The sequence below is a fragment of the Aeromicrobium piscarium genome (assembly GCF_007421815.1).
GTDB classification, from domain to species: Bacteria; Actinomycetota; Actinomycetes; order Propionibacteriales; family Nocardioidaceae; genus Aeromicrobium; species Aeromicrobium piscarium.
The window spans coordinates 15,759-39,841 of record NZ_VLNT01000024.1 but is presented as its reverse complement, the minus strand read 5'-3'; the positions used below and the strand labels follow the sequence as shown (position 1 = coordinate 39,841).

The window sequence follows — 24,083 nt, the reverse complement described above, 5'->3', positions numbered from 1 at the left end:
ATGGACTTCACCTATGTCAGGACGTGGGCCGGGTTCGTCTACGTCGCGTTCATCCTCGACGTCTTCGCCCAGAAGATCATCGCCTGGAACATCGCGCCCACCAAGGCCGTCGAGCTGGTCGACGTCCCGCTGCGGATGGCGCTGTGGCAGCGTGGCCGCGAAGGCCACCCCGTCATCCCCGGTGAACTGATCGGCCACGCCGACGCCGGCAGCCAGTACACGTCGATCGCGTTCACCGACCACCTCACCGACGAGGGCATCCTGCCCTCGATCGGGACGGTGGCTGATGCGTATGACAACGCGCTGATGGAGTGCGTGATCGGCCTGTTCAAGACCGAGTGCATCCGCACCACGGTCTTCCACACCGGCCCCTACCGGACCATCGCCGACGTCGAGTACGCCACCGCCGGATGGGTCGACTGGTACAACACCAGACGCCTGCACGGCTCTCTTGGGATGATGACACCAACAGAGTCCGAGCAAGCCCACTACGCGGCCCTCAACCGAGAGCCGCAACCCGTATAGGAGCGGCAGCGAACCTGGGGCGGTTCATGGTTCGCATCCTTCCAACTCAAAAGGATGCGGCATCAAACCTGGGGCGCTTCAAGGTCCTCGAAGGGCCCAGCCGGCCCTCCGCGGACTTCTTCCACACCCGAACCTCCAGGTGCGCCTCGCCCAGCGCCTGGGTCAGCTCCGCAACCTCGGCCTCCAACTGCTGCTCACGCGTCGAGGGCCCCGACTTCCCGGCGGCCAGGCCGGTCTTGCCGGCCTCGAGGAACGCCCGCTTCCAGTTCCCCACCGACTGCTCGGACGCCTTCGCCCGCCGGGCGGCCTCGGCGACGGTGACCTCCCCGGCCAGGACCGACAACACGATCCTGGTCTTCTCCTCAGCCGGGATGGCTGGTGGTCTTGCCATGAACGATCAGACTCCTTCGCAGGGCAGACCCGCAAGCAACGGGTCCTGCCACTAAGTCTGACGCGCGACACGCTCACGCAACCAGGTAGTAGTTCCGGCGGCCATGCCCCGCGACTTGGGCGTCTGGTGCAACGGAACCACGATCAGCGAAGCCTCACGTCGCAGGGACCACTTGATGGCGTGATAGACGGCTGACAGCGATTCAGTGCTGTCCACGGCGATGAGTCCCGAAGCAAGAAGCATCGCTTCATGCCACGGCCCCTCCAGGTCGGCCAGGTCGGTCAGGTCTTCCGAGGTCCATGCCAGGTAGACGGTCATGTCGCCATCCTTGACGACGTGCTCAGCGGCGGCCGCAGCCGGATCATGTCCGCTCGAGCCGCCGTGCCAGGTACGGCGCGGTCACGCTTTCGTCGGCGTGCGCGATGTCGGCCGGCGTCCCTGTCGCGACGACCCGACCGCCGGCGTCTCCTCCGCCCGGGCCGAGGTCGATGACCCAGTCGGCTGTGGCGATCGCGTCGAGGTTGTGCTCGACGAGAACCACCGTGTTGCCGGCGTCGACTAGCCGGTGCAGCTGACGCAGCAGGAGCGCGGTGTCGGCGGGGTGCAGTCCTGAGGTGGGTTCGTCGAGCAGGTAGAGCGTATGGCCTCGGTGCGCGCGCTGGAGCTCGGTAGCGAGCTTGATGCGTTGTGCCTCACCGCCGCTCAGCTCGGTCGCAGGCTGTCCCAGTCGCAGATAGCCCAAGCCCACCTCGCGCAGCGTCCGAAGGCTGCGTACGGCGGCCGGCACGTCGGCGAGGAACGTCGCGGCATCGTCGACGGGCAGTGCGAGGACCTCCGCGATGTTCTTGTCCCGGTAGGTGATCTCGAGCGTCTCGGAGTTGTAGCGATCGCCGTGGCACGTCGGGCATGGTGCGTAGGTGCCAGGCAGGAAGAGCAGTTCGACGGAGACGAAACCCTCGCCCTGACAGGTCTCGCACCGGCCCTCGGGGACGTTGAAGGAGAAGCGGCCGGCGCCGTAGCCGCGGGCCCGGGCCGCGTCCGTGGCGGCGTACAGCTTCCGCACGGCGTCGAACATCCCCGTGTACGTCGCGAGGTTGGACCGCGGCGTCCGGCCGATCGGGAGCTGGTCGACTAGTATCAGCCGGTCGAACGACTCAAGGGCAGTCGGGTCCTCGGCCAGGACCTGGGTGACCAGGGTCGACTTGCCGGAGCCGGACACCCCGGTGACGGCGGTCAGGACGCAGAGCGGGATGTCGACGGACAGGTCGCGCAGGTTGTTCTTGTTTGCTCCGTCCAGTCGCAGCCAGCCCTGCGGGGGGCGCGCGTCGTGCACGAGCCGCTCGGCGCGACCGAACAGGTAGGCGCTGGTGGCCGACTCCGTGACATCCTCGAGGCCCGCGACAGGGCCGCTGTGGAGCACTCGGCCTCCGGCCTCGCCCGCACCGGGGCCGATGTCGACGACCCAGTCTGCTCGGCGTACGACGTCGAGGTCGTGCTCCACGACGAACAGCGTGTTGCCGGACGCCTTGAGGCGGTCCAGGACATCCAGCAGCGGCTCCGCGTCGGCCGGGTGCAGGCCGGCGGAAGGCTCATCGAGGACGTAGACGACCCCGAATAGACCCGAACGCAGCTGGGTGGCGATCCGCAGGCGCTGCGCCTCTCCGGCCGACAGGGACGTCGAGCTCCGTCCCAAGCTCAGATAGCCCAGTCCCAGATCGAGAAGCACCTCGCCGCGCGCGACCAGGTCAGCGCAGATCCGCACCGCGACCTCGTCGGCCTCTTCGGGCAGCTCGGCGACCGGTCGCAGCAGCGCGACCAGCGCTGTGAAGGGTAGGTCGTTGACCTCGGCGATCGAACACCCGAGGAAGGTCACCGCGAGGGCCTCTGGCCGCAGTCCACTGCCCTGGCAGTCCGGGCAGGGCGCTTCCTCCACGAACCGCCCGGCTCGCTCGCGCATCCGCTCGCTCGTGGAATCTGCCAGCACGTGCATGACGTGCTTGCGCGCGCTCCAGAACTTCCCGTAGTAGCCATGGTCGACGCGACCTGGTTCAGGCTCGATGATCACCGACGGCTGCTCGTCGGTGAACAGCAGCCAGTCGCGGTCCCGCTTCCTGAGCCTGCGCCACGGCTTGTCGACGTCGATGCCGAGCCCCATCACGATGCTGCGCAGGTTGGCGCCCTGCCACGCGCCCGGCCAGGCGGCGATCGCGCCGTCGCGGATGCTCAGTGACGGGTCCGGGACGAGCAGCTCTTCGGTGACGTCGTGGACGACGCCCAGGCCGTGGCAGCGCGGGCACGCGCCAGCGACGGTGTTGGGCGAGAAGGCCTCGGCCGCGAGGTGTTGGGCGCCGGCCGGGTAGTCGCCTGCCCGCGAGTAGAGGATCCGCAGCAGGTTGGACAGCGTGGTGATGGTGCCGACCGACGAGCGCGAGGTGGCCGCGCCCCGGCGCTGCTGGAGCGCGACCGCAGGCGGCAGGCCGGTGATCTCCTGGACGCGCGGGGCGCCGACCTGCTGCAACAGCCGGCGCGCGTATGGCGCGACCGACTCGAAGTAGCGGCGCTGCGCCTCGGCGTACAGCGTGCCGAAGGCCAGCGACGACTTCCCCGAGCCAGAGATCCCGGTGAACGCCACCATCACGTTGCGGGGGATGTCCACGTCGATGTTGCGCAGGTTGTGCTCGTTGGCGCCGCGGACACGCACGAAGTCGTCGATCGCGTCGGTGGTCACATCCTGCCCCTGTCGGTCGCTCCGGGTGTCCTCGACGACAAGTTATCGCGCTCCCCGAGCGCCATCGTCACTAGGACTGCTCCGCCGCGAACGGGATGCAGCACGTGCGTTTTTGCGTGACGGCCCAGGCGGTGTGTCCGGGCGCGAGCCGAGATACTCCTGGTCTGGGACCTACGGAATGGGAGTACCGCTCCGGACGGTGTCCCGCGGGGGCTCGCCGACGGGGGCACGGCGCAGTCGCCAGGCACGGGCGGCCAGGTGGAGGTTGAGTTTCGTCTCGACGTCGGTGAGGTCGTGGCCCGAGATCTCGGTGATGCGGCTGAGTCGGTACCGCAGTGTGTTGCGGTGGATGGAGAGCGCTGCTGCCGTGTCGGCGTACTTGCCCCCGTGGTCGAGGTACGCCGCTAGGGTGAGGACGAGTTCGGTGCCGTGGCGGCGGTCGTAGCTCAGCAGGTCGCCGAGCCAGTCACTGACGAGGCGTTCGACCTCGTCGGCATTGGCGTCAAGGGCAAGGAGCCGGTCCACTCCCAAGTCGGCGTAGGCGATGAAGCCATACGGCTTGGGGGACTGCTGGCGAGCCCTGAGTGCTCGTTGGGCTTGCTCATAGGCTCGTGGGATTCGCTGCGGCGAGTTGAACGGCTCCCCCTTGGCGATCACACCGTTGGTGTCGCCGTAACCGCGGGACAAGTCGTCGAACAAGCGGCCGATGTCGACACCTCGATAGGTGAGAGCGACCACCAGCCCCTGGTTCCGGCCGACCAAGCAGGGCAGCCGCTGACGAGCCAAAGCCCTCCGGAGGTGATCGACGTCGCGGTCGTGCCCGCGCTGACCCCGGTCGGAGGACCACGCGGACACGATCAAGTCGTGCGGAACGCCAAGGTCGTGGCCCTGGGCGGATGCCCGGTCCACGGCAACGTCGTTCGGGAGCCCTTCGAGAAGGTCGTCGAGGAGGTCTCGACTCAAGCCGTTCTCCAGTTCATTCATCGCTGCGGCATGAGCCCTCAGCAGCCCCAGTGCGACGCCGGCGTATTGCAGAGCGAACAATGCGTCGTCTTGCTCTTTGTCCGATGGCACCTCCAGTTCGATCGTGCCGAGTTCGGGGCGTCCGCCGATCACCTCCTCGAGCGAGGTTCGCTCGAGGACCGGTTGGTACCGGCCGGCAACCGTGATCCGGGTCGTCTCGTGGCCGAATCTGTCCCGCAGCACGACCGTGGAGCCAGTGAACCGGCTCAGCGAGGTGGCCACGTCGAGCTCAGTCCCGGACGTGGCGAGTCGGGCGAACTCCTCAAGCACCCCCTCCCGGTGCTTCAGGACCGCGACGGTGCGCGCCATCTCGTTGTTGGCTGCCTCGAGTTCGCGGGCGCGTCGGCGGTCGCGCTCGTGCAACTCCGCCTCCGCCAGCGCCGCCCGGAGGAGGTCGCCCAAACGCTCGATGACGAACAGCTGTTCGGGGTCGGGTCGGGTGGAGCTGCGAAGGACCAGTTGGCCGGGTACGCCATTCGCGACCGTGACAGAGGTCGTAGACGTCCAGGAGTCGCCGTGGCCCTGCACGAACACCCGTTCACCGGTTGGGGGGATCGGTTCCGCCGGTCTCGTTGGCTCCCCGGGGGGCAGGGTGATCCACTCCCGGTCCCGCTGGAAGGTGACGTGAACCAACTGGCAGCCGGTCACCGACTCGACCCCACGCGCCAGGACGTCGATGACCCCGTCCACGTCGTGACGTTGCATCATCGTCAGCGACATCACCAGCAACTCATGGAGGCCGGTGAGGGCATGTTCCAGATCCAGCCCGTCGATGTCCGCGACAGTTCGGGTCGAGGCAGGCTCCAAGACACTCATCTCGCGGTCCCTCGCCGACCCACCCGGGATCCCTCTGTGACGTAGGGACCCGACAGGTCGTCGCGCTGAGCGGCAACACCTCGGTGCCTGCAGCACTGATGTATCGCGGGATCCAGTCCGAGTCCGTGAGAGCTCATCGGTCCTCGTCAACTCTCGGGGGCGGCGTTGCGCCCATCCTACCCCTTGCGCTGTGCACGCGACGCAGCGAGTTGTGCACTCGACCCAAGTGGGCCCCGGGGTTTGGACCTGGCGTGCCCATGACTTCCTGCTGGTCGGCGGCGAGCGTGGAGGGGTCGAAAGGCCCACACAACGATTGGAGATTCGTATGAAGGCTGTCGTGTATCAGGGACCCCGAGACGTCGCAGTCACCGATGTTCCGGACGCGAAGATCGAGCGACCCACTGATGTGCTGGTCAAGATCACAACCACCAACATCTGCGGCTCGGACCTGCACATGTACGAGGGGCGGACCTCCTTCGAGGAAGGCCGGACGTTCGGTCACGAGAACATGGGGGAGGTGGTGGAGGTCGGTCAGGGCGTGGAGAAGGTCAAGGTGGGCGACCGGGTCGTGCTGCCGTTCAACATCTCGTGCGGGTTCTGCAAGAACTGCGAACGCGGGCTGACCAACTACTGCCTCACCACCCAGCCTGACCCGTCTGCCGCCGGTGCGGCCTACGGGTTCGCAGACATGGGCCCGTACGGCGGCGGCCAGGCCGAGCTGCTCCGGGTGCCCTTCGGCGACCACAACGCACTGCGCCTGGGCGAGGACGCGGAGGAGAAGGAGAATGACTACGTCATGCTCTCCGACATCTTCCCCACCGGTTACCACGCCACCGAGATGGCCGGCGTGATCCCGGGCGACAGCGTCGTGATCGCTGGAGCCGGTCCGGTGGGTCTGATGGCTGCGCTGTCCGCGACGATCAAAGGCGCCGCGAAGGTCATGGTGGTCGATCGCCACCCCGACCGGCTCGCGCTGGCCGAGCAGATCGGAGCGATCGCCATCGACGACTCCAAGACCGACCCCGTGCAGGCTGTGCTGGACGAGACCATGGGGCTCGGAGCCGACCGTGGCTGCGAGTGCGTGGGCTACCAGGCCCACGACCCGCAGGGGAACGAAGACCCGGCTGCCACCTTGAACATGCTCATCAACTCGGTGCGTTTTACCGGCGGGATCGGCACAGTCGGCGTGTTCGTCCCCCAGGACCCGGGGGCCAAGGGCGAATTGGCCAAGCAGGGCAAGGCGGCCATCGACTTCGGCACCCACTGGTTCAAGGGACAGACCATGGGCAACGGTCAGTGCCCGGTCAAGAAGTACAACCGCCGGCTGCGTGACCTGATCGCGGCCGGCAAGGCGAAGCCGTCCTGGATCGTCTCCCACGAGATCTCGCTGGACCAGGCCGCCGACGCCTACAGGAACTTCGACTCCAGGTCCGAGGGCTGGACCAAGGTCGTCATCAAGCCGGGTATGTCCGACGGAAAGAAGACAAACTGACATGGCAGCAGATCTGCAGGGCAAGAGAGTCGCGATCCTCGCCGCGGACGGGGTCGAGCGCGTCGAACTCGAGCAACCCCGCGAAGCACTGGACAGGGCCGGCGCTCAGACCGAGGTCCTCTCGATCCACGACGGCGAGATCCAGGCCCGTAAGAACGACCTGGATCCGGCGGGGACGTTCGGCGTCGACGGGCTGGTGGCTGAGGCCTCGGTGGCCGACTACGACGCCCTGCTGCTTCCCGGCGGCACGGTGAACCCCGACAAGCTCCGGGTCGACAAGGACGCCGTTTCCTTCGTCCGCGACTTCGTCGAGAGCGGCAAGCCGGTGGCGGCGATCTGTCACGGACCGTGGACGTTGATCGAGGCCGGCGTGGCCACCGGTCGCACCCTGACGTCCTTCCCGAGCATCCGCACGGATCTGCGCAATGCCGGCGCGAACGTCGTTGACCAGGAGGTCGTGGTCGACAAGAATCTCATCACCAGCCGCTCGCCGGAGGACCTGCCGGCGTTCTCCGAGGCGATCGTGTCCCAACTCGCGGGCACCACGACAAAGGAAGAGGAGACGTCATGAGTGTGACCAAGGGATTGCTGGTCAGGTTTGACGCGTTGCCCGGCAAGGAGGACGACGTGAAGGAGTTCCTTGACAGCGGCCGTGCGCTTGTTGAGGACGAGCCGGCGACCACCGCGTGGTTCGCGATCCGCCTCGGGCCCTCCTCCTTCGGGATCTTCGACGTGTTCCCCGATGACGCCGGACGTGACGCTCACCTGTCCGGCCCTGTTGCGGTAGCTCTCGGCGAGCAGACCGGTGCGTTGTTCTCCGAACCGACGATCGAGAAGCTCGACGTGTTGGGCTCCAAACTTCCCGCCTGACACCACAGACCGGGAGCACTGACCCCGACATGAGGGGTCGCTGCGCGCGGTGACTTCGGGCTGACACAGCCCGTTGACGTCGTGGCAGCGGCCCCTTCTCTTGCGGCCTATCGCACATCCGGCCTATCGCACATCCCTAACAGATCGAGGAACCGCGATGACAGGAACTGACGACGGCGTACGCGCTGCGGGAGCAGGGCGTGCCGGTGCGCTTGTACGAGGCCGGTCTGCCCGGAACGGGTCAGTCCGCAGGCGAGTCGCGGATCTTCCGGCATGCCCACGACGACCCGCGACTCGTCGCTTTCGCGCGCGAAAGCCGCGGCGTATGGGATGAGTGGGCCGAACACTTCGACGTCGAGCTGGTCTCATCGGATGGTGTCGTGGCGATCGGCGAAAGCGCGCTGGCGCGGCTGCGGGTGCTCGACCAGGTCGGTGGAGTGGCAGCGCGGGAGATCGATGCAGCCGAGCTCGCCCAGCGAATGCCGCTGCTCGCTGGGTACTCGGGGCCGGCGGTGCTCGACGAGTCGGGCGGCGCGATCCGCACCCGTGCGGCGATCACGGCGCTCGTGGGTGCCCTCGCAGATGCCGTCACCACCGGCGAGGTGATCTCCATCGATCCCCGCGCCGATGGGACGGTCGAGGTGCGCAGCGTCACCGACCGGGCTGTCTACTCCAAGGTGGTCGTGTGCGCCGGTCGCGAAACCGCCCGCCTGGCCCGCAGCGTCGGCCTGTCGCTGCCGGTTCGCCTTGCCGCACACGTCCGGCTGACCTTCGACGTGAAAGCCGCCGCCCCGGCACGAGTCGCGTGCCTGCAGGACAGCAGCGGCGTCTTCGGCGAAGTCGGCGTGTACGCGACGCCGCTACCGGGCAACAGCAGTTATTCGGTGGGACTCAGCCAAACCGTCGGCGTCCGCGACGACGGAACGTTCATCGACCCTGCGGCGATTCGATCGCTGGACGAACGCGCGCGCGAATACGTGACACGGGCGCTGCCCGGTCTCCACCCAGAGCCGCGCGACTTTCTTCACTGCTGGGTGACCGACCTCCCATGGAGCGAGGACGGCGTGGCCGTGTGGGAGGCAGGCTCTGTCATTTTTGTGGCCGGTCACAATCTGTTCAAGCAGGCACCTGCGCTGGGTCGCGCTCTTGCCCGGGCTGCGACCGGCGGCGGTCTCGCCGCCGACCTCACGCCCGAGGCGCGCCTCGGCGCGGCCCAGGACTAGTGGCCGGTGAGCGTCGTGCCGGATGGCCGAGGCAGGCGAGCGATACGACGTCGCCGCCACGGTGCTGGGCAATGCGGCTGAATCTCTGGCACCTCGGCGCTGACCGAAAGGTTGATCGTGGACTCAGCCAGCTTGTAGGCCCAGGTGATCCTACAAACGTCAGAGACGAACTTGTCCTTGACGGTCGCGCCGAGCGTCGCCTGTTCGTAGAATTTCACCTTCGGGATCACGCGGCCGTACTTGGCCGCTGGCGGCCAGCGGTAGAGGTGGGTTTCGACAGGTTCAACCACCAGGAATCACCGCCCCTGTCCACGACGGCAATGAAGGCGATCAGTTCAAAGTCATCCAAGCTACTGATGGTCTGGGTGAGCGCGGTCGTGGCGCCGTCGGTGAAGAGGCTGTCGAGGTCTTGTTCATCGGTGACGTCGACCATTGATTGGATGGCTTCGGTCAGCAACTCGGAGTACGCGCCCATCTCTGCACCCTCGTTGGTGGCCGTGTTGAAAAACCGTGTCGCTGCCATGACTGGTTCTTCGTGGGGGCGGCAGCCGGCGCGGAGCAGATCGAGGAGGCTCTTGACCTCGGTGTGGTCGGATAGAACTGTGCCGTCGTCGCCGAGGTAGACCAAATAGTGCGGATGCAAACGGTTGGCCCCGATGCGCTCCTTCTCCGCCGCTGAGGTTTCGCAGCGCGAAGATCACGCCGGGATGCAAGCCCTTGGCCGCGTCGGCCGGGACGACTGCGTGCAGACCCTTCGGGGTCGAGTTGTAGCGCGTCAAGATTCTTGGCAGGGCTGTTGAGTCAGTCCTGAAGGAGAATCTGATCTATGGGAAGACCCCCTTCGATTCCGGTCGAGAAGAAGACTCGGATCGTGTTGAGCGTGCTTGCTGGTGAGCTCACGATCGCCGAGGCGGCGCGTCGCGAGAAGGTCAGCGAGCAGTCGATCGGCCGGTGGAAGGCCGAGTTCCTCGAGGCTGGCAAGACCGCGCTGGCGACCGGCCGGAACGGGCCGACGTCCCGTGAGGAGCAGCTTGAGGCCGAGGTCGTCGAGCTGACGCAAGCGCTTGGTGAGGCTGCGGTCGAGATCCGGGTTTGGAAGAAGAGCGCGGAGGGCCGGTTGGGCCCTTCGAGGACCTCGAGGTGATCAGGCGCGAAGCCGGGATGTCGACCGCGAGGTGGTGCAGGATCTTCGACATCCCTGAACGGACCTGGCGGCGCCGGCAGTCACGCGCGCGCGTCGGTGAACCGGTCCGTCGGCCGCATCCGCGGCCTGCCCGGGACGCCGCGGCAACGTTGATCGACAAGTATGCCGCGAAGCACCCGGCGTGGGGGCATCGCAAGATCTGGGCGATGGTCCGCCACGACGGTCACGTCGTCTCCGAGGCGACCGTGCTGCGCCGGCTGCGCGATCAGGGGTTGATCCTTCCTGATCAGTACCAGCGCGAGAGACGCAAGCTCGCCGAGCGCCGCAAGGCCGTGTTCGCCGAGGAGCCGACCGGTCCGAACCAGGTGTGGCAGCTCGACTTCTCCGAGTTCGAGACCACCAGCGGCGGGACCTGGCGGATCGCGGGGTGCCGGGACTACTGGTCCAAGTTCGAGCACCGTTGGCACCTGTCACCGACGGGGAACCAGTTCGACGCGATCGAGGCCGTCGAGCTCGCCCTGGCCGACTACGAGACCCTGTTCGGGCACCCGCTGGTCGAGCGTTGCGGGGTCGACACCGAGACCGGTGAGGTATTACCGGTGGTCACGATCGTGACCGACAACGGCGGCCCGTTCCGCTCGTTCAGGTTCGAGGCGTTCATCACCTCCCGCCCCGAGCTGCAACACGTCCGCACGAGGGTCAGAAGCCCGGGGCAGAACGGCTCACGCGAACGCGGATTCGGGACGCTGAAGTACGAGCGGCTCTACCTCGACGAGATCGACGACGCGATCATGCTCGCCAAGCACGCCGAGGACTACCGGATCGAGTACAACACGATCCGACCGCACGAGGCCCTCGCCTGGAACCGGTCAGAGGAGGTACACCTGGGCTTGGCCGACCCCACCGTCCCGACCTTTCAAACCATCAAATCCCTGCCAACTACTTGACGCGGGACATGAAGCCGCCGGTCTCGAGCAGGCTTCGGGCGATGTAGTTGGTCAGGTTGCGGAACCCGAGTGCGGAGCCGCGCAGGTGTTCGAGCCGTCCGTTGAGCGCCTCGGTCGGCCCGTTGCTGGTGCCGGGTCGTTCGAAGTAGGCGAGCACGTCAACGGCTCGCTTCTTCAGGGTCCGGCCCAGGGTGGTGAGCTCGGTGAGCACCTTGGGGACGCCGGCGCTGAGGTCGGTGATCAGCTTCTCCATGAGCTCGCGGCCACGTTGCCGGTCCTCGTGGCGATAGGCGGCGATCATGCGCTGGTAGACACCCCAGGTTACCTCGACCTCGACGTGAGCGTCATCAACGAACAGCGCGCGTAGCCTGTCGCTCTGCTTGTCGGTGAGCAGGTCCGCGCCGGTGTGCAGCGTGCGCCGCGACTTGTAGAGCGGGTCGTCCCTGAACCCACGGTGCCCGTGGATCGCGAGTTGGACCCGGCGCCGGCACCTGTCGAGGGCGTCACCGGCCAGGCGCACGACGTGGAAGGGATCCATCACCGTGACCGCGTCCGGGATCCCCTCTGCAGCGGCGGTCTTGAACCCGGTGAAGCCGTCCATCGCGACCACCTCGACCGCGTCACGGAAGGCGTCGTCGCGGTCGGCGAGCCAGGTCTTGAACGCCGCCTTCGACCGGCCCTCGACCATGTCCAGCAGCCTTGCTGGGCCGGCGCCATCGCGGACCGGGGTGAGGTCGATGATCACGGTGACGTACTTGTCGCCACGCCTGGTGTGGCGCCAGACGTGCTCATCGACGCCAATGACCTTCACGCCCTCAAACCGCGTGGGGTCGTTGATCAGCAGCCGCTTGCCTTCAGCCAGGACCGCGTTGTTGGCGGTGTCCCACGCGACCCCGAGTCCCTCGGCGACACGGGCGACGGTGAGGTGTGCGACCACGATCCCTTCCAGCGCCCACCGCAGCCCGGTGCGCGAGAGCTTCGCGCGTGGCTCCGCCGCGGCGCTGGTGTCTTGGCGCCACACGTGTCCGCAGTCGGCACAGCGGTAGCGGCGCACTACAACTTCCAGCACGGTCGGTCGCCAGCCCAGCGGCTCGTGGGCCAACCGCCGGATCACGGTGTCACGAGCAGCGCCTTCGCTGCCGCACCGTCGGCACCACTGATCTGGTTCCACCACGCGGCACGCGAGGACCGCACGATCCGGTTCAAGTCGTTGTCCGGTCACGCTCAGACCGAGGCCGTCGAGTCGAGCGAAGGCGGTCAGGTCAGGGCGGCCGAAGCCGGCCGGCGGGGTAGCGTCGGTCACGTCGAGGTCTTTCGGATGGATGGCGTAGGAACCTCCATCGTCGGGAGATCTCGACGTCTATCTGCGGACCGACGCGCCCGGCCGACCTACACCGTCATCTGAGAAGACCCCTGAAACGTCTTCGACGACGACGGGACCGGCGAGGAGGAGGGCGCGGTGAGCTAAAGGAATGGAGCTTGCTCGGCTTCGACGCCGCCGCAAGCTCCGGTGAAACGGTCGGTACTGGTCGGTCGTCGTCGGTCACCACCGAATGGCGGCGTCCCCCACGCTCGGCGTTTGCGCAGGTCAGCGGCTCGTTCGCCCAGTGGGCGCATCAAGCGATAGACGCAAAGCCGACGTGATTAGGTCGTCGGTTCGATTCCGACAGGCGGCTCCGGCGAACAGCCCCTGACCTGCGGAAACGCAGGGCAGGGGCTGTTCGGTTCTGGTGGTCGCGCGATGCGCTGGCCTCACGGCTCTGCCCGACACCGACGTCGCTCTCCTCTGCGACGGACCCCTCGCCGGCTGAGCGCTCGCGGCCGGCATCCTGTCCGTGTGCCGATAGGCCTCGCACCGCTCGGCAACGCAGCGTGGCGTTGCGTCGCGACCTGGCGACGGCTCGGCGGGGCGCGATCGTCTCGTGCGTTGGCGGACTACGGGAGCTTGGACGCGAGGACGTCGGCCGCCAGGATCTCGGGTGCTGCGCCGAGGAGGTGCTGGTTGGCCATCAGGGCTGCGACGATGGCGCCGTTGGCGTGGGCGTCGCGAGCGGCCTCGTCGGGGAATGCATCGAAGATCCAGAAGGTGTCGGCGTGGGTCCTGACCGCGAACCAGACAATCGTTCCTACTTCTTCGTTGGCGAGCGCGACAGCGCCGGCGAGCAGATCGGCGAGCGCGTCGTGCTGTCCATCGGCCGCGACGATCTTGGCGACGAAGGCATACGGAAGTGATGCGGGTGTGGACATGAGGGGTTCTCCTAGGTGTCGAGGTTTCTTGGTGAAGCGAGTTCAGCGTATGACGAGCAAGGGCATGTGAGAAGTGGCGTATACGGCAGTATTGCTATTGTTCGCGCCATGCGTATCGGACTGATCGTGATCGACGGCTGCTTCGGTTCGGCTGTCGCGTCGGTCATCGACATCGTGCGGGTGGCCGACGGAGCCCGCGGCGATGTCGACCCGCGGATCGACCCGATCGAACTCGCCATCCTCGGACCGAAACGGAGAGTGACCACGACGGCATCGATGACCCTGTCGGTGGACCACCCGCTGTCGGAGTCCGCAGAGTTCGACGTGGTCGTCGTCCCTGCGCTTGGAACCCTCACGGCCGCCGCTACCAACGACGCCCTCCAGAGCCGAGATGCTCGTTCGGTCATCGCCTCGCTCGGGCGCCTCGACGACGCGACCACCCGGATCGCCGCGGCGTGCACCGGCGTGTTCGCTGTCGCCGAGACCGGACGGATGCATCATCGGCGGGCGACGACCAGCTGGTTCCTGGGGCCGGAGTTCCTGAAGCGCTATCCGACCGTCGCCCTCGATCTCGACACCATGGTCGTGGTCGACGGGAACCTCGTCACCGCCGGCGCCGCGTTCGCCCACATCGACCTCGCGCTCTCACTCGTGCGATCGATCAGCCCCGACCTGGCCCAACATGTCGCCAAGCTCCTCATCATCGACGAGCGTCCGTCGCAGGCGGCCTTCGTCGCCTACGAACATCTCCGGCACGAGGACCCGATCGTCGTCGAGTTCGAACGCTTCGTGCGCGCCCGCCTGGACGAACCGTTCAACGTCGCCTTCGTCGCGCAGTCGCTCGGCACCAGCCGGCGCACCCTCGAACGACGAGTCCGTGCGGCGCTCAACCTCACTCCGCTCGGCTTCGTCCAACGGCTTCGCATCGAACGAGCTCGGCACCTCTCAGCAACCACGGACCTCACCTCCGCCGAGATCGCGCTACGGGTCGGCTACGCGAACGCCGAGACTCTGCGCTCCCTCCTGCGTAGGGAGCGACGCCGTTCCTGACCTATCGCCATGCCTGTAGCCGGTGTCCTAGTGCTCGACTGGAACCACCTCTCAGCACGTCGCGTCGACGCTCCTGCGTCGCCCCTGGACGACCCACTCGACACGCCCGCAGCACAGGCCATGTGAACCGCCCCGGGATGTCTGGAGAGTCCTTTCGTTGGAAGGATGATTCTCATGGCACGTCCGTCGAAGTACCCGCGAGAGCTCAGGGAGCGCGCGGTTCGCATGGTGTTGGAGTCCAGGAACGACTACGAGTCGGAGTACGCGGCGATCAAGTCGATCGCGGCCAAGCTCGGGGTCACGTCACCTCCTCCAAGTCATCGGCGGGATGGTCCGACGAGAGCCCGCGGCACTGACACGCGCGCTCACCGGACTGGCGAAATCCATCCTCGGATCCTTCGTTGCCATCACGCTGCTTGCACTCGCGCTGGAGATCACCGACCAACTCACCATCGGGATCGTCAACGCGGCCGGCACCAACATGAACGAGATGGGCGATCGCGTCGCTCTACTCGCGGCGGGCATCGGTGGCCTCAGCCTCAAAGCCCCAGGTGCAGCCGCGATCCTGATGATCTTCCTCGCCGGGCTCGCCATCGGCGCAGCAATCATCGTGTGGATCAGCCTGCTGGTCCGCAAGGCTCTGCTCCTCGTCGCGATCGTGTTCGCACCCATCGCACTGGCCGGAGCTTCGTGGGACCAGACCCGTGGCTGGATCGGCAAGTGGGCCACCTTCGTGATCGCACTGATCTTGTCCAAGCTCGTGCTGGTGGTGATCTTCCTGCTCGCCACCGCACAGGTCTCTGCTCCGATCGACGCTGACCTTCAATCGGTCAGCGAACCGATCGCCGGCGTGGTGTTGATGCTGATGGCTGGGTTCGCGCCGTACATGACCTACAAGGCGATCAGTTTCATGGGCTTCGACATGTACCACGCGATGTCGGCCGAGCAGGAGACCAAGTCGTCGATGAATCGGCCCCTGCCCATCCGCACCGGCGGCTGCTCAGGAGGGATGGTCCCGAAGATCCTCGGTGGTGACGGCGCAGGCTCGGGAGGCGCCGGGCGCGGACCCACGCCCGCCGCTGCGCCCAGCGGGGGCGGAACCTCGGGCGCCGCCGGTGCGTCCTCGGGCAGCGCGGCTGCGGGTGGAGCCGTAGCCGCTGGCGCCGTGGTCGCCAAGGAGGCCGCGACCGCTGGCCCCAAGATGGGAAACTTCGTCGCCGCCCAGTCGTCGGGCCAGGCTGAGCAAGCGAGCGCACCCGCTGGCGCCGCTGGCACCGTTCCTGCCCACACCGCCGATCCGACCCCCGCAATGACAGGCCGCGGCTCAGGCGACTCGGGGGCAGGGCGATGAGCACCACGAACGCTGCGCGGTCGGGCGACTACGAGCTGCAGCCGGTGAAGTTCTCCCGGCTGGCGCGCCGTGGAGTCTTGTTCGGCCTGACCGCCTCCCAGTTGGTGGTGGTCGGCATCGGCGCGATCACGCTCGTGTTCTCCCTTTATGTCGGCGGTGGCGCGAGCCTGATCTTTGCTCTCCCCGCCATCCTCTGCTGCAGCGCACTGGCGTGGGTCAGCCTCGGCGGACGCAAACTCATTCAGTGGCTGCCCATCGTCAGCATCTGGCTGTGGCGCTCCACTGGTGGGCAGTTGATCTGCCGGCGTCGCGTCATCGCACCACGACCAGTCGGCACCCTTGCGCTTCCTGGGGATGCGGCCCGACTGCGTCAGTAGCTCGACCCCGACACCGGGGCAGTGATGGTGCACGACCCGCATCGCTCCACACTGACCGCAATCGTTGCGGTCTCCCACCCAGCGTTCATCTTGCTCGACCCTCTCGAACAAGAACGCCGCGTCACCGGATGGGGACGAGTCTTGGCCACAGCCTGTCGCTCGGGACGCATCGCGTCGCTGCAGATCATGGAGCGCACGCTGCCTGACTCCGGCAAAGGGCTCGCCGAATGGTGGCATCAGCACGGCTCTGGGGATGACACCTTCACCGCCACCACGTATGGCGAACTCATCGACCGCGCCGGACCGGCCGGCGAACGCCACGCCTCGACCATCTCGCTGTCGCTGAACCTCAAGACCGCGAGCAGAGCCATCCGTGCTGCCGGCGGAGGTAACCGAGGGGCTGCCGCAGTCCTGCGCCAAGAGATGTCGACAATCATCGCTGCACTGCGCTCGGCCGACCTCGACCCGTCGGACTGGCTCGATCCCGGCGAACTGGCCGTCATCCTGCGCGGCGCGTACGACCCCGACATCGGCGCTGCCCTCGAACGGCACGGTGACGTCGGACGCGACCTCGCCACCGCCGGCCCCGTCGCTGTCACCGAGAACTGGTCAATGCTGCGCTCGGACTCGGCGCACCACTGTGTCCTGTGGATCAGCGAATGGCCCCGATCGCTGGTGTTCCCGGGATTCCTCGCACCCGTCCTGCTGTCCTCGGGCATCCGGCGCACGTTCACCTTGCTCTACACGCCGATGCGCACCGACCAGGCCGCCCGCGACATCCGCAAGAAGAAGACCGAGTACGTCTCCGACGCCGCCCAACGGCAACGCATCGGCCAGATCGAGGACGCCCAGCACAGCGCCGAATACCAGGACGCCCTGCAACAAGAAGCCGACCTGACCGCTGGCCACGGCATCCTTCGCGTCACCGGCCTCATCGCCGTCAGCGCCACCGACCCCGACGATCTCGAACGGGCTGTCGCCGACATCGAGCAGGCCGCCATCCAAGCCTCGTGCGAGACCCGGCGTCTGTGGGGTCAGCAGGCGCAGGCGTTCACCGCCGCCGCGCTCCCGTTGTGTCGTCACGTCTGAGCGTCGTCCGAGGCCGTAACAGGTCCGTGTGTCCCGCGTCAAGAAGTTGGCAGGATTTCTTGGATTTGAAATGTCGGGATCGTCGGGTCGGCCAGGCCCAGGTGCACCTCCAGTGGCCGGTTCCAGGACAGGGCCTCGTGAGGGCGCAGCTGGTTGTACTCGATCCGGTACTCCTCGGCATGCTTGGCCAGCATGATCGCGTCGTCGATCTCATCGAGGTAGAGCCGCTCGTACTTCAGGGTGCCGAACCCGCGTTCGCGTGAGCCGTTCTGACCCGGCGATCTCACTCGGGTGCGCACGTGGGCGAGCTCGGGATGTAGCCCGATGAACGCCTCGAACCGGAATGAACGGAACGGGCCACCGTTGTCGGTCACGATCGTCACGGCCGGCTTGATCTCACCGGTCTCGACATCGACCTCGCAGGCATCGGCGAGCGGGTGGCCGAACAACTGCTCGTAGTCGGCCAGCGCGAGCTCGACCGCGGCGATCGCGTCGAACTGGTTCGCTGTCGGTGAGACGTGCCAGCGGTGCTCGTACTTGGACCAGTAGTCCCGACATCCCGCGATCCGCCACGTCCCGCCGCTGGTGGTCTCGAACTCGGAGAAGTCCAGCTGCCAGACTTGATTCGGTCCCGTCGGGTCCTCGGCGAACGCCGCCTTGCGGCGCGCGGCGAGCTGGCGCCGTTCACGCTGGTAGTGATCCGGCAGGATCAGCCCCTCGTCGCGCAGGATCCGCAGCACGGTCGCCTCGGAGACCACGTGACCGTCGTGCCGGGTCAGGGCCCGGTGCCGAAGGTGATGTGCGCGACCACATCGTCGTGCGTGATCGGCGCTCCGAAGCGAGGATGACCGTGGTCGCGACGATCTCGCGATTGGAGTGCTCTGCGGAAGGCGGCCTGGTAGATCGAACGGCGGCCGCCGTGGCGTTGGGTCGGGTTGAGGATCGCCCACAACGGACGCGAGGGATTCTCGACCCACGCATCGTCGTAGGTGGTGTCGAAGGCAGGCGGTTGGCGTTGATTCCAGACGCGAAGTTCACGGTCGATCGCATTACGCAGCGCGACTTCGACCAGCCCGAGCGACTCGTGTAGAGCAGCCGACATGTGGGCGTTCCAGCGGTACAGCGCCACGGCCTCATGCGGCGTTCGCGTCACGGCCAGATACGAGGCCGCACGAACAGTGGACAGGTGGTCGAGGAGTGGCAGATGCGGCGAACCTGTCGATTGTCCTGAGTGTGTCAATGCCGTATCCTGGTTCTCAGAAGCGAGGACGTGGTATCTCGCATTTGATTGAGCCAACCCCCGGGTCCAGCGGGCCTGGGGGCGCTTTATTTGTCCCCACCGTACCCACAGATGTATCCTGTGATGTCTCAGGAGATCGGTGACAGTTCGTGTGTCAGGACTTCGGTGACACTTCGTTGTTCGTTGCCACCTGTCGGGGCCGGCCGCGGGGCACGCCGTTGCTGACATAGGTGACGCCCTCCGGCGGCCAGGGGTGTTCGGCGATGACCTCGCCGTGCTGGTCGGCGAAGACTACCCCGATCGGGTCCCAAACCGCTCGGATCGTCTGGCCGGCCCGGCGGCTGCTGATCAGGAACCGGATCCCGCGTAGCTGCACGGTCCCGTTCTTGCGGATCATCATCTCCCGTTCTCCGTCATTACTGAAGCGGATCGTGCCGCCGTTGCGAGGGCGAGTCGCTGGGTCGGTGCCTGCGGGGATCGGAGCGAGGGTGTCGGCCTTCGATGCTGGAGGCGCCGGGATCACCGGTGCGGGTTTCGGGCGCGGTGGCACGGCAAGGGGCGTGGCGTCCCAGGCCTGCTGCGGGGTGAGTCGTCCGGGGAGTCCCTGGTGGGGGCGCTCGGTGTTGTAGATGACATCGAACCGGTCGACCTGGGCCTGCAGCTCGGCGATCGTCCCGGCCAGGGCCTGCTTGTCGAGGAACCGGAACAGGGTCTGGTGGAAGCGTTCGTTCTTGCCCTGCGTGGTCGGCTTATACGGCTTCCCGGTGATCGCCTCCACCCCCAGCGACGCGGCGTAGGCGACGAGCTGACCTTCCCAGTCGCGGCGGGCGGGGTTGAGCGCCATCCCGTTATCGGTCAGCAGGCGTTGAGGCACCCCGTGCTGGGCGACGGCCTTGCCGAACACGGCAAGTGCGGACTGGGCGGTCTCGCCGTCATCGACGTGGGAGGCGACGGCGAGGCGGGAGTGGTCATCCTCGAGCTGGAAGATCACGCACGTGCGGCCCCCAGCCAGGACGTACTCGGTGGCATCGAGCTGCCAGCACGCGTTCGGCGCGGGATACACGAACCTGCGGTACGCAGCCCGGGTTTCTTCTTCGGCTCCAACCTCACCACGGCCTTCTCGCGGAAGATGCGTGCCAGTGCTGCTGTCGACGGGGCCGGGAGTCCCATCGCGGTCATCTTGTCATGCACGCTGATCGGCCCGTAGTCCAGGCCCGACGCCTCCAACGCCGCCCGCACGTTGAGAGCCTGCTGCTTCACCTCGTCGGTGATCCGCATCGGAGAGGTGCGCGGGCGACGCGTACGGGGTTCGAGTACCGCCGCCTGCCCCTCGTCGCGGGCGCGGGCGAGGAGGACGTAGAACGTCTTCCGAGATAGACCGTGCTCGGCGCAGAACGAGGTCGCTGCCCCGCGCGGGGCGTCCTCGGGCCACTGACTGATAGCGAGACGGACACGGGGATCAACGGGCTCATTTCTTCTTGCTCACCCGTCAATCAGAGCCCAGAAGTGTCACCACCAAGATCCCCGGAAGTGTCACCGATGTCCTGATGCAGAACTGTCACCGATCTCCTGCGGCATGACATCACAGATGTATCCCCTGGGGATTGGGTCAGGTGATCTCGCCGGTCTCCTCGTCGATGAGTCGCAGCCGCCGAGGCGAAGACGGAGTGTCGCTGATACTTCCTTGAAGAGCTTCGGCCTCGTCGTTGAACGCGGCAGCTCTCTGGGTGCTGTGCGCGTCGTCGAGGTGAGTGCGGAAGCGTGCCGCGGCGGGCCACCTGCCGGCATGGCCGTCCTCGCAATGAGTCCCGACCCGGTGCCTCATGCGGTCGAGGAACGCAGGCAGGGCGTAACGGTGCCATTCCTCAAGAGGTGAGGAGTTCAGCGCCAGCTCGCAGCGGTAACGCTGGTCCACGAGCACGGCGAGCTCATGGACCAGATGGGCATGCTCGGGCCAGCACGCGGGGATCGCATCGGCCGGGTCGAAGACCAGCTCGTGATTGATCCAGATCGCCGCGGCCTCCAACCAGCTCCACAGCTCGAGCCGCTGTTGGGGGCGACGCAGGCTGGTCGGTATCCACGGACGGGGCAGGCGTGTCAGATCGCCGAGCTCTCGTCGGGCGACATTGTCGCCGTCGCTCGCGAGTTGCAGCTCTCGGTAGGCGAGCCGTAACGACGGGCCGGGGCGAGGGAACGGCCGGACCATGAGACTCCCGTTCGAGGGGGTGTCCATCGCAGTGCTACGACGCTCCAAGCCGGACACTGTCGGGGGCGCGGCGGGCGCGATCGACCGTGGCCTGCACTCGTTGACGTTGCGCCAGCAGTCGCCGTCCGCTCGTTCCGTCCGTAGCGCGCCGGAGTCGGGCGATCATGGGTTTGCCGTTCTCGGCGATCACCAGCGCGTGACGTTCCTCGAGCTGGCGGATCTCGGCGCCGGTCAGGATCGGAATGTCCTCCGAGCTGCTGCTCCTGCCGGCCATCGCTCCGGACTGCCAGGTATGCGGGATGACACGGGTGGGACCGAGGAGATCGGAGATCTCCTCGTTGAACGCCGTATCTTTCGATCCGCCGAACAGGATCAAGTTGTTGGTGAGCCCGAGCAGGGATCGGGCCGATTGCTCGCCGAAGATCGAGGTCAGCTGTGCCCGGCTCTGCGCCGCCCAGATGAACGAGATACCGAGGGCACGTTCGTTGGCCATCCGGGTCTGGAGCGATGGTAGGGGAGCAGTCGACGGCAACTCGTCAAGGCAGGCCAGCAGCGGGGGACACAGGCGGCGATGCGTAGATGAGTGGGCGAGTCCGAGGGCGGTATCGAGGATGTGCTCGGCCACGGCAGTCATCAGCGGCGACGCTGAGGCGTAGGGGTCCTCGCGGCCCAACAGGTAGATGGTCCCGCCCCGTTGCAGCAGTTCCGCGACATCGCCAACCGCCCCAATCGCCAGCCGACATCGGTGGGATCGAACCGCCTCAACATGAACGCTTGCCGTACAGATCGGGGCGAATCGTGGTGGCGCACTTACGGAGCCGTGAACGACCGAGCAGCTTCCGCACCTCGGACGGAGCCGCTAGACCCTGCACCCGTCCGGGCCCCCAACGCTGCAGGATCAGTGCCGTGACCACCAACAGGACGCAGACGGTCAGGGTCTCCAAGGTGACGAGGATGACCCATAGTTCGGTGGTACTGGCATGACTCCGTGGCCTCGACGATAGTCCCGCTACGGCATCGCCGGCGAAGATGCCGAACGTCGACTCAGGCCACCTGCTCAGGGGAGCCGATGTCGTTGGTCCGCCAGCCCACGCATTCGCAGTCGATCGAGCCACATGAGCGACGACCGTCATGCACACGAGTGCTCCAAGAACGCCTGCCAAGACGGGCTCCCACGCCCACGGGTACCTTCTCGACCGCCGCTCGTGCTGAATACTCATGCCCCGTAGAGGCACGGACTTCTGCCTCGTTGCCGGTAAAGGCGCAAGCCGGCCATCGATGGATCGCTAATATCGCCGAAGCTCCGCTGAGTTGTGGCGCAGCGAAAGAATCTCTCCTGTGCTGCCGAGCAGCACTTCTTGGGACGCGGTGAAACCGCGGACCCGCATCGCATGTACCGGAATGCCAGAGACGGTGGCACCACGGGCGTCGTCGGGATCGGCCGTCGTCTCATCGGGAAGCACAATCGCCGTGGTGACTCTGCGAGCTTCCGCGATCCTTGCCGCGGTGCCCGACGGTGCGTCCAGCTTCTCCGGGTGGTGTGTCTCTATGACTTCGACAGCCGAAGAAGGGCTGCGATCTCGGCGAAACGCTTCATAAGTGCCGCGCCGATGGAGAAGTTGGGAATGACCAGTACGCCACGTCTCGTATATCGGCGACCAGATCACGCAGCTGGTGGACTTTCGCGTCATCAAAGCCGCTCGTGCCGACCACCCCATGTACGCCCTCCCTGTGCACGCCACCTGCTCGATCGGATCACCGCTTTCTCGATCACGGCAGACGCCGCCGATCCCAGTCGCCCTCTGGCGCCTAGCGCTGCAACCCGTGTCATGTCCGGATCGTGGGTTGTATCATGCATAGCTCCGACGTGTCAAAGACTGGATCAGAGTTCCTAAACTGTTGCAAAATGGTATACGGGTCCATTAAGTTTGACCCAGTTGGTCGTCGGCAAGGAGTGGAGTCATGACATCTCACGGGTCCCGTGGTCGGAGTCGGTCGGAAGGCGAAGGCGATGGTGCGCGCAGTCGCCGTTGGCTTGGTATCGAATCGGGTCCTGGGTATCGATCGGGGTTGCGGGACTTTACGGCGAATCTGAACGTCTTCACGATCGTGACCGGGGTCGTTCCGGTCTTCGTGATCTGCTTGTCTGTCAGCGCTGTGCTCATCGCTTCGGGTTCGGACGCGGGGCTATCGACCCAGCAGATCACGTTCTGGGCCAGTTCGATCTACGTATTTGGCGGGATCTTGTCCTGGATCCTGGCGCCGTACTACAAGTTGCCGATTGTCGGCGCCTTCTCGATTCCTGGGGTGGTGGTGGCAATCGGGGCCTTGGGTGACGTCAGCTACTCAGAGATGCTCGGCGGCATTCTGGTTGCTGGATTGCTGGTCTTCTTGCTCGGAGCAACCGGCGTTATGGCGCACGTCGTTCGACTCATTCCGATGCCGATCCTCTCGGGGATGATCGGCGGGATCTTGCTCACTTTTCCGTTGCGGATCGTCGATGCGTCCGGCGCAGAGCCATGGATTGTCGGAGCCGCTGTTCTCGGCTACCTCATCTTCTATAGATGGATCAACTTCGCCCCGGCCATCCTCGGTGCGATCGTTGGAGGTGTCGGTGCCTCTGCGGTGCTTGGTCGGTTCGGCTCGGCAAACCTCGACCTCGCGATGTCCTTCCCTCAGGTCCAGGCGCCTAGCATCTCGTTGGCGGCTGTGCTCTCGGTAAGCATCCCGATTGCAATCTTGACGGTCGGGGCGGAGAACATGCAGGCGATCGCGGTGCTGAGGAGCATCGGCGAGCGCCCACCAACGACGGCCATGACCATCGTGAGCGGAATCGCCACGGCCGTCGCCGGCCTGTTCGGCGGCCACAGTGCGAACGTCGCAGGACCCACGACCGCCATGGCGGCGAGCGAGGACGCAGGCAGGCCGGAAGGCAAGTATGTCGCAGCGACGATCGCCGGCTTCACCTTTGTTGCCTTCGGGCTGTTCATCCCTGTGATGGTCAGCCTCATCGGGTCTATCCCGCCCGCACTGACTGCGGTACTGGTGGGGCTGGTGCTCGTTCCCACGGTGGCGGGGTCACTGCGATCCGCGTGGGAGGCGGGCCGCTTCACGCTTGGAGTGCTCACGGCGTTCCTGGTCTCGGTCTCGGGCTTCACGTTGTGGGGCATCGCGTCGGCATTCTGGGCCGTTCTGTTCGGGTGTCTGGTCTCTGTCGTGGCCGAGCAGGGCGACTATCGCCGGGCGTTGTCCGGCTCGGATAAGTGATTCGCCCGGTGCCTGTACGGGTTCGTTGCGAGCTCGCTCCGGTCAAGTTTCTTCCGCTCGTGCGATGTTGACATGGACCTTAGGTCCGAGATATGAA

General features: G+C 66.4%; 24 protein-coding genes and 3 pseudogenes. 12 read left to right on the top strand and 15 right to left on the bottom strand.

Features of this window, described 5'->3' with window-relative positions; all coding sequences use genetic code 11:
• Positions 1–525, top strand: a 525-nt coding sequence (locus FNM00_RS17260; RefSeq protein WP_143914778.1) for an integrase core domain-containing protein, incomplete at its 5' end; no start/stop codon positions are given.
• 46 nt (positions 526–571) lie between these two features.
• On the opposite strand, the gene FNM00_RS17255 is transcribed toward FNM00_RS17260, so the two are convergent.
• The 4 genes from FNM00_RS17255 to FNM00_RS17240 form a co-directional block, all read right to left on the bottom strand.
• A complete protein-coding gene (locus FNM00_RS17255; RefSeq protein WP_143914777.1) occupies positions 572–916 on the bottom strand; it encodes a helix-turn-helix domain-containing protein in 345 nt (114 codons plus the stop codon).
• Positions 917–967: 51 nt separating this feature from the next.
• The gene (locus tag FNM00_RS17250) at positions 968–1,234 is read right to left on the bottom strand and encodes a hypothetical protein (RefSeq protein WP_143914776.1); all 267 of its coding nucleotides are present in this window, start codon (positions 1,232–1,234) and stop codon (positions 968–970) included.
• A gap of 43 nt (positions 1,235–1,277) precedes the next feature.
• Positions 1,278–3,644 carry an excinuclease ABC subunit UvrA gene (locus tag FNM00_RS17245; RefSeq protein WP_143914775.1) on the bottom strand — a complete coding sequence of 789 codons (2,367 nt, stop codon included), beginning with the start codon at positions 3,642–3,644 and terminating at the stop codon, positions 1,278–1,280.
• A gap of 171 nt (positions 3,645–3,815) precedes the next feature.
• Positions 3,816–5,483, bottom strand: coding sequence for a PucR family transcriptional regulator (locus tag FNM00_RS17240; RefSeq protein WP_143914774.1), 1,668 nt, complete (start codon positions 5,481–5,483; stop codon positions 3,816–3,818).
• Positions 5,484–5,808: 325 nt separating this feature from the next.
• Between FNM00_RS17240 and FNM00_RS17235 the strand changes: the two genes are divergently transcribed.
• The 4 genes from FNM00_RS17235 (at position 5,809) to FNM00_RS17220 (ending at position 9,068) form a co-directional block, all read left to right on the top strand.
• The gene (locus tag FNM00_RS17235) at positions 5,809–6,975 is read left to right on the top strand and encodes a glutathione-independent formaldehyde dehydrogenase (RefSeq protein ID WP_143914773.1); all 1,167 of its coding nucleotides are present in this window, start codon (positions 5,809–5,811) and stop codon (positions 6,973–6,975) included.
• Position 6,976: 1 nt separating this feature from the next.
• Positions 6,977–7,546 carry a type 1 glutamine amidotransferase domain-containing protein gene (locus tag FNM00_RS17230; protein ID WP_143914772.1) on the top strand — a complete coding sequence of 190 codons (570 nt, stop codon included), beginning with the start codon at positions 6,977–6,979 and terminating at the stop codon, positions 7,544–7,546.
• Complete coding sequence (locus FNM00_RS17225) at positions 7,543–7,845, top strand: putative quinol monooxygenase (RefSeq protein WP_143914771.1); 303 nt, start codon at positions 7,543–7,545, stop codon at positions 7,843–7,845. The genes FNM00_RS17230 and FNM00_RS17225 overlap by 4 nt, the downstream gene beginning before the upstream one ends.
• A 200-nt stretch (positions 7,846–8,045) precedes the next feature.
• On the top strand, positions 8,046–9,068 hold the full coding sequence (locus FNM00_RS17220) for an NAD(P)/FAD-dependent oxidoreductase (RefSeq protein WP_246065222.1): 1,023 nt from the start codon (positions 8,046–8,048) through the stop codon (positions 9,066–9,068).
• Here the strand turns inward: FNM00_RS17220 and FNM00_RS17215 are convergent.
• Positions 9,065–9,298 carry a DUF4391 domain-containing protein gene (locus tag FNM00_RS17215; protein WP_221933799.1) on the bottom strand — a complete coding sequence of 78 codons (234 nt, stop codon included), beginning with the start codon at positions 9,296–9,298 and terminating at the stop codon, positions 9,065–9,067. The genes FNM00_RS17220 and FNM00_RS17215 overlap by 4 nt on opposite strands.
• On the bottom strand, positions 9,295–9,591 hold the full coding sequence (locus FNM00_RS19095) for a hypothetical protein (RefSeq protein ID WP_221933798.1): 297 nt from the start codon (positions 9,589–9,591) through the stop codon (positions 9,295–9,297). The genes FNM00_RS17215 and FNM00_RS19095 overlap by 4 nt, the downstream gene beginning before the upstream one ends.
• Positions 9,592–9,894: 303 nt before the next feature.
• Between FNM00_RS19095 and FNM00_RS17205 the strand changes: the two genes are divergently transcribed.
• Together FNM00_RS17205 and FNM00_RS17200 are read left to right on the top strand one after the other, a co-directional pair.
• Complete coding sequence (locus FNM00_RS17205) at positions 9,895–10,212, top strand: transposase (RefSeq protein WP_143914768.1); 318 nt, start codon at positions 9,895–9,897, stop codon at positions 10,210–10,212.
• A complete protein-coding gene (locus tag FNM00_RS17200) occupies positions 10,209–11,159 on the top strand; it encodes an integrase core domain-containing protein (RefSeq protein ID WP_143914767.1) in 951 nt (316 codons plus the stop codon). The genes FNM00_RS17205 and FNM00_RS17200 overlap by 4 nt, the downstream gene beginning before the upstream one ends.
• On the opposite strand, the gene FNM00_RS17195 is transcribed toward FNM00_RS17200, so the two are convergent.
• Both FNM00_RS17195 and FNM00_RS17190 read right to left on the bottom strand, forming a co-directional pair.
• Positions 11,152–12,462, bottom strand: coding sequence for an ISL3-like element ISPfr2 family transposase (locus tag FNM00_RS17195; RefSeq protein WP_143914766.1), 1,311 nt, complete (start codon positions 12,460–12,462; stop codon positions 11,152–11,154). The genes FNM00_RS17200 and FNM00_RS17195 overlap by 8 nt on opposite strands.
• A gap of 632 nt (positions 12,463–13,094) precedes the next feature.
• Positions 13,095–13,406: a putative quinol monooxygenase gene (locus FNM00_RS17190; protein ID WP_003941073.1), complete on the bottom strand. Its 312-nt coding sequence runs from the start codon at positions 13,404–13,406 to the stop codon at positions 13,095–13,097.
• Positions 13,407–13,514: 108 nt separating this feature from the next.
• Here FNM00_RS17190 and FNM00_RS17185 point away from each other — a divergent pair, with 108 nt between their 5' ends.
• The 4 genes and pseudogenes from FNM00_RS17185 to FNM00_RS19455 all read left to right on the top strand — a co-directional run bounded on the left by FNM00_RS17185 (position 13,515) and on the right by FNM00_RS19455 (position 17,273).
• Positions 13,515–14,456 carry a GlxA family transcriptional regulator gene (locus tag FNM00_RS17185; protein WP_143914765.1) on the top strand — a complete coding sequence of 314 codons (942 nt, stop codon included), beginning with the start codon at positions 13,515–13,517 and terminating at the stop codon, positions 14,454–14,456.
• Between the two features lie 174 nt (positions 14,457–14,630).
• Positions 14,631–14,765 (top strand): annotated as a pseudogene (locus FNM00_RS19340) (IS3-like element ISMyma3 family transposase); the annotation flags it as partial.
• 19 nt (positions 14,766–14,784) lie between these two features.
• Positions 14,785–15,807 carry a TrbL/VirB6 family protein gene (locus FNM00_RS17180; protein ID WP_143914764.1) on the top strand — a complete coding sequence of 341 codons (1,023 nt, stop codon included), beginning with the start codon at positions 14,785–14,787 and terminating at the stop codon, positions 15,805–15,807.
• A pseudogene (locus tag FNM00_RS19455) lies at positions 15,804–17,273 on the top strand (SCO6880 family protein). The gene FNM00_RS17180 and the pseudogene FNM00_RS19455 overlap by 4 nt, the downstream one beginning before the upstream one ends.
• A gap of 38 nt (positions 17,274–17,311) precedes the next feature.
• Here the strand turns inward: FNM00_RS19455 and FNM00_RS19325 are convergent.
• From FNM00_RS19325 to FNM00_RS17145, 7 genes and pseudogenes are all read right to left on the bottom strand, one after another.
• A complete protein-coding gene (locus FNM00_RS19325; RefSeq protein WP_246065219.1) occupies positions 17,312–18,031 on the bottom strand; it encodes an integrase core domain-containing protein in 720 nt (239 codons plus the stop codon).
• A 17-nt stretch (positions 18,032–18,048) separates the two neighbouring features.
• On the bottom strand, positions 18,049–18,426 hold the full coding sequence (locus tag FNM00_RS18900) for a hypothetical protein (protein ID WP_185973218.1): 378 nt from the start codon (positions 18,424–18,426) through the stop codon (positions 18,049–18,051).
• Positions 18,427–18,667: 241 nt separating this feature from the next.
• Positions 18,668–19,953 (bottom strand): annotated as a pseudogene (locus FNM00_RS17165) (integrase core domain-containing protein).
• A gap of 169 nt (positions 19,954–20,122) precedes the next feature.
• A complete protein-coding gene (locus tag FNM00_RS17160) occupies positions 20,123–20,719 on the bottom strand; it encodes a hypothetical protein (RefSeq protein ID WP_185973217.1) in 597 nt (198 codons plus the stop codon).
• A gap of 34 nt (positions 20,720–20,753) precedes the next feature.
• Entirely contained in the window at positions 20,754–21,419 is a 666-nt protein-coding gene (locus FNM00_RS17155; RefSeq protein WP_342778547.1) for a type IV secretory system conjugative DNA transfer family protein, read from the bottom strand.
• Positions 21,420–21,480: 61 nt separating this feature from the next.
• Positions 21,481–21,663 carry a hypothetical protein gene (locus FNM00_RS17150; protein ID WP_143914761.1) on the bottom strand — a complete coding sequence of 61 codons (183 nt, stop codon included), beginning with the start codon at positions 21,661–21,663 and terminating at the stop codon, positions 21,481–21,483.
• Positions 21,664–22,005: 342 nt separating this feature from the next.
• On the bottom strand, positions 22,006–22,410 hold the full coding sequence (locus FNM00_RS17145; RefSeq protein WP_221933796.1) for a dihydrodipicolinate reductase C-terminal domain-containing protein: 405 nt from the start codon (positions 22,408–22,410) through the stop codon (positions 22,006–22,008).
• 271 nt (positions 22,411–22,681) lie between these two features.
• On the opposite strand from FNM00_RS17145, the gene FNM00_RS17140 reads away from it, so the two are divergent.
• Positions 22,682–23,986 carry a benzoate/H(+) symporter BenE family transporter gene (locus FNM00_RS17140; RefSeq protein WP_143914760.1) on the top strand — a complete coding sequence of 435 codons (1,305 nt, stop codon included), beginning with the start codon at positions 22,682–22,684 and terminating at the stop codon, positions 23,984–23,986.
• The last annotated feature ends 97 nt before the right edge of the window (positions 23,987–24,083 follow it).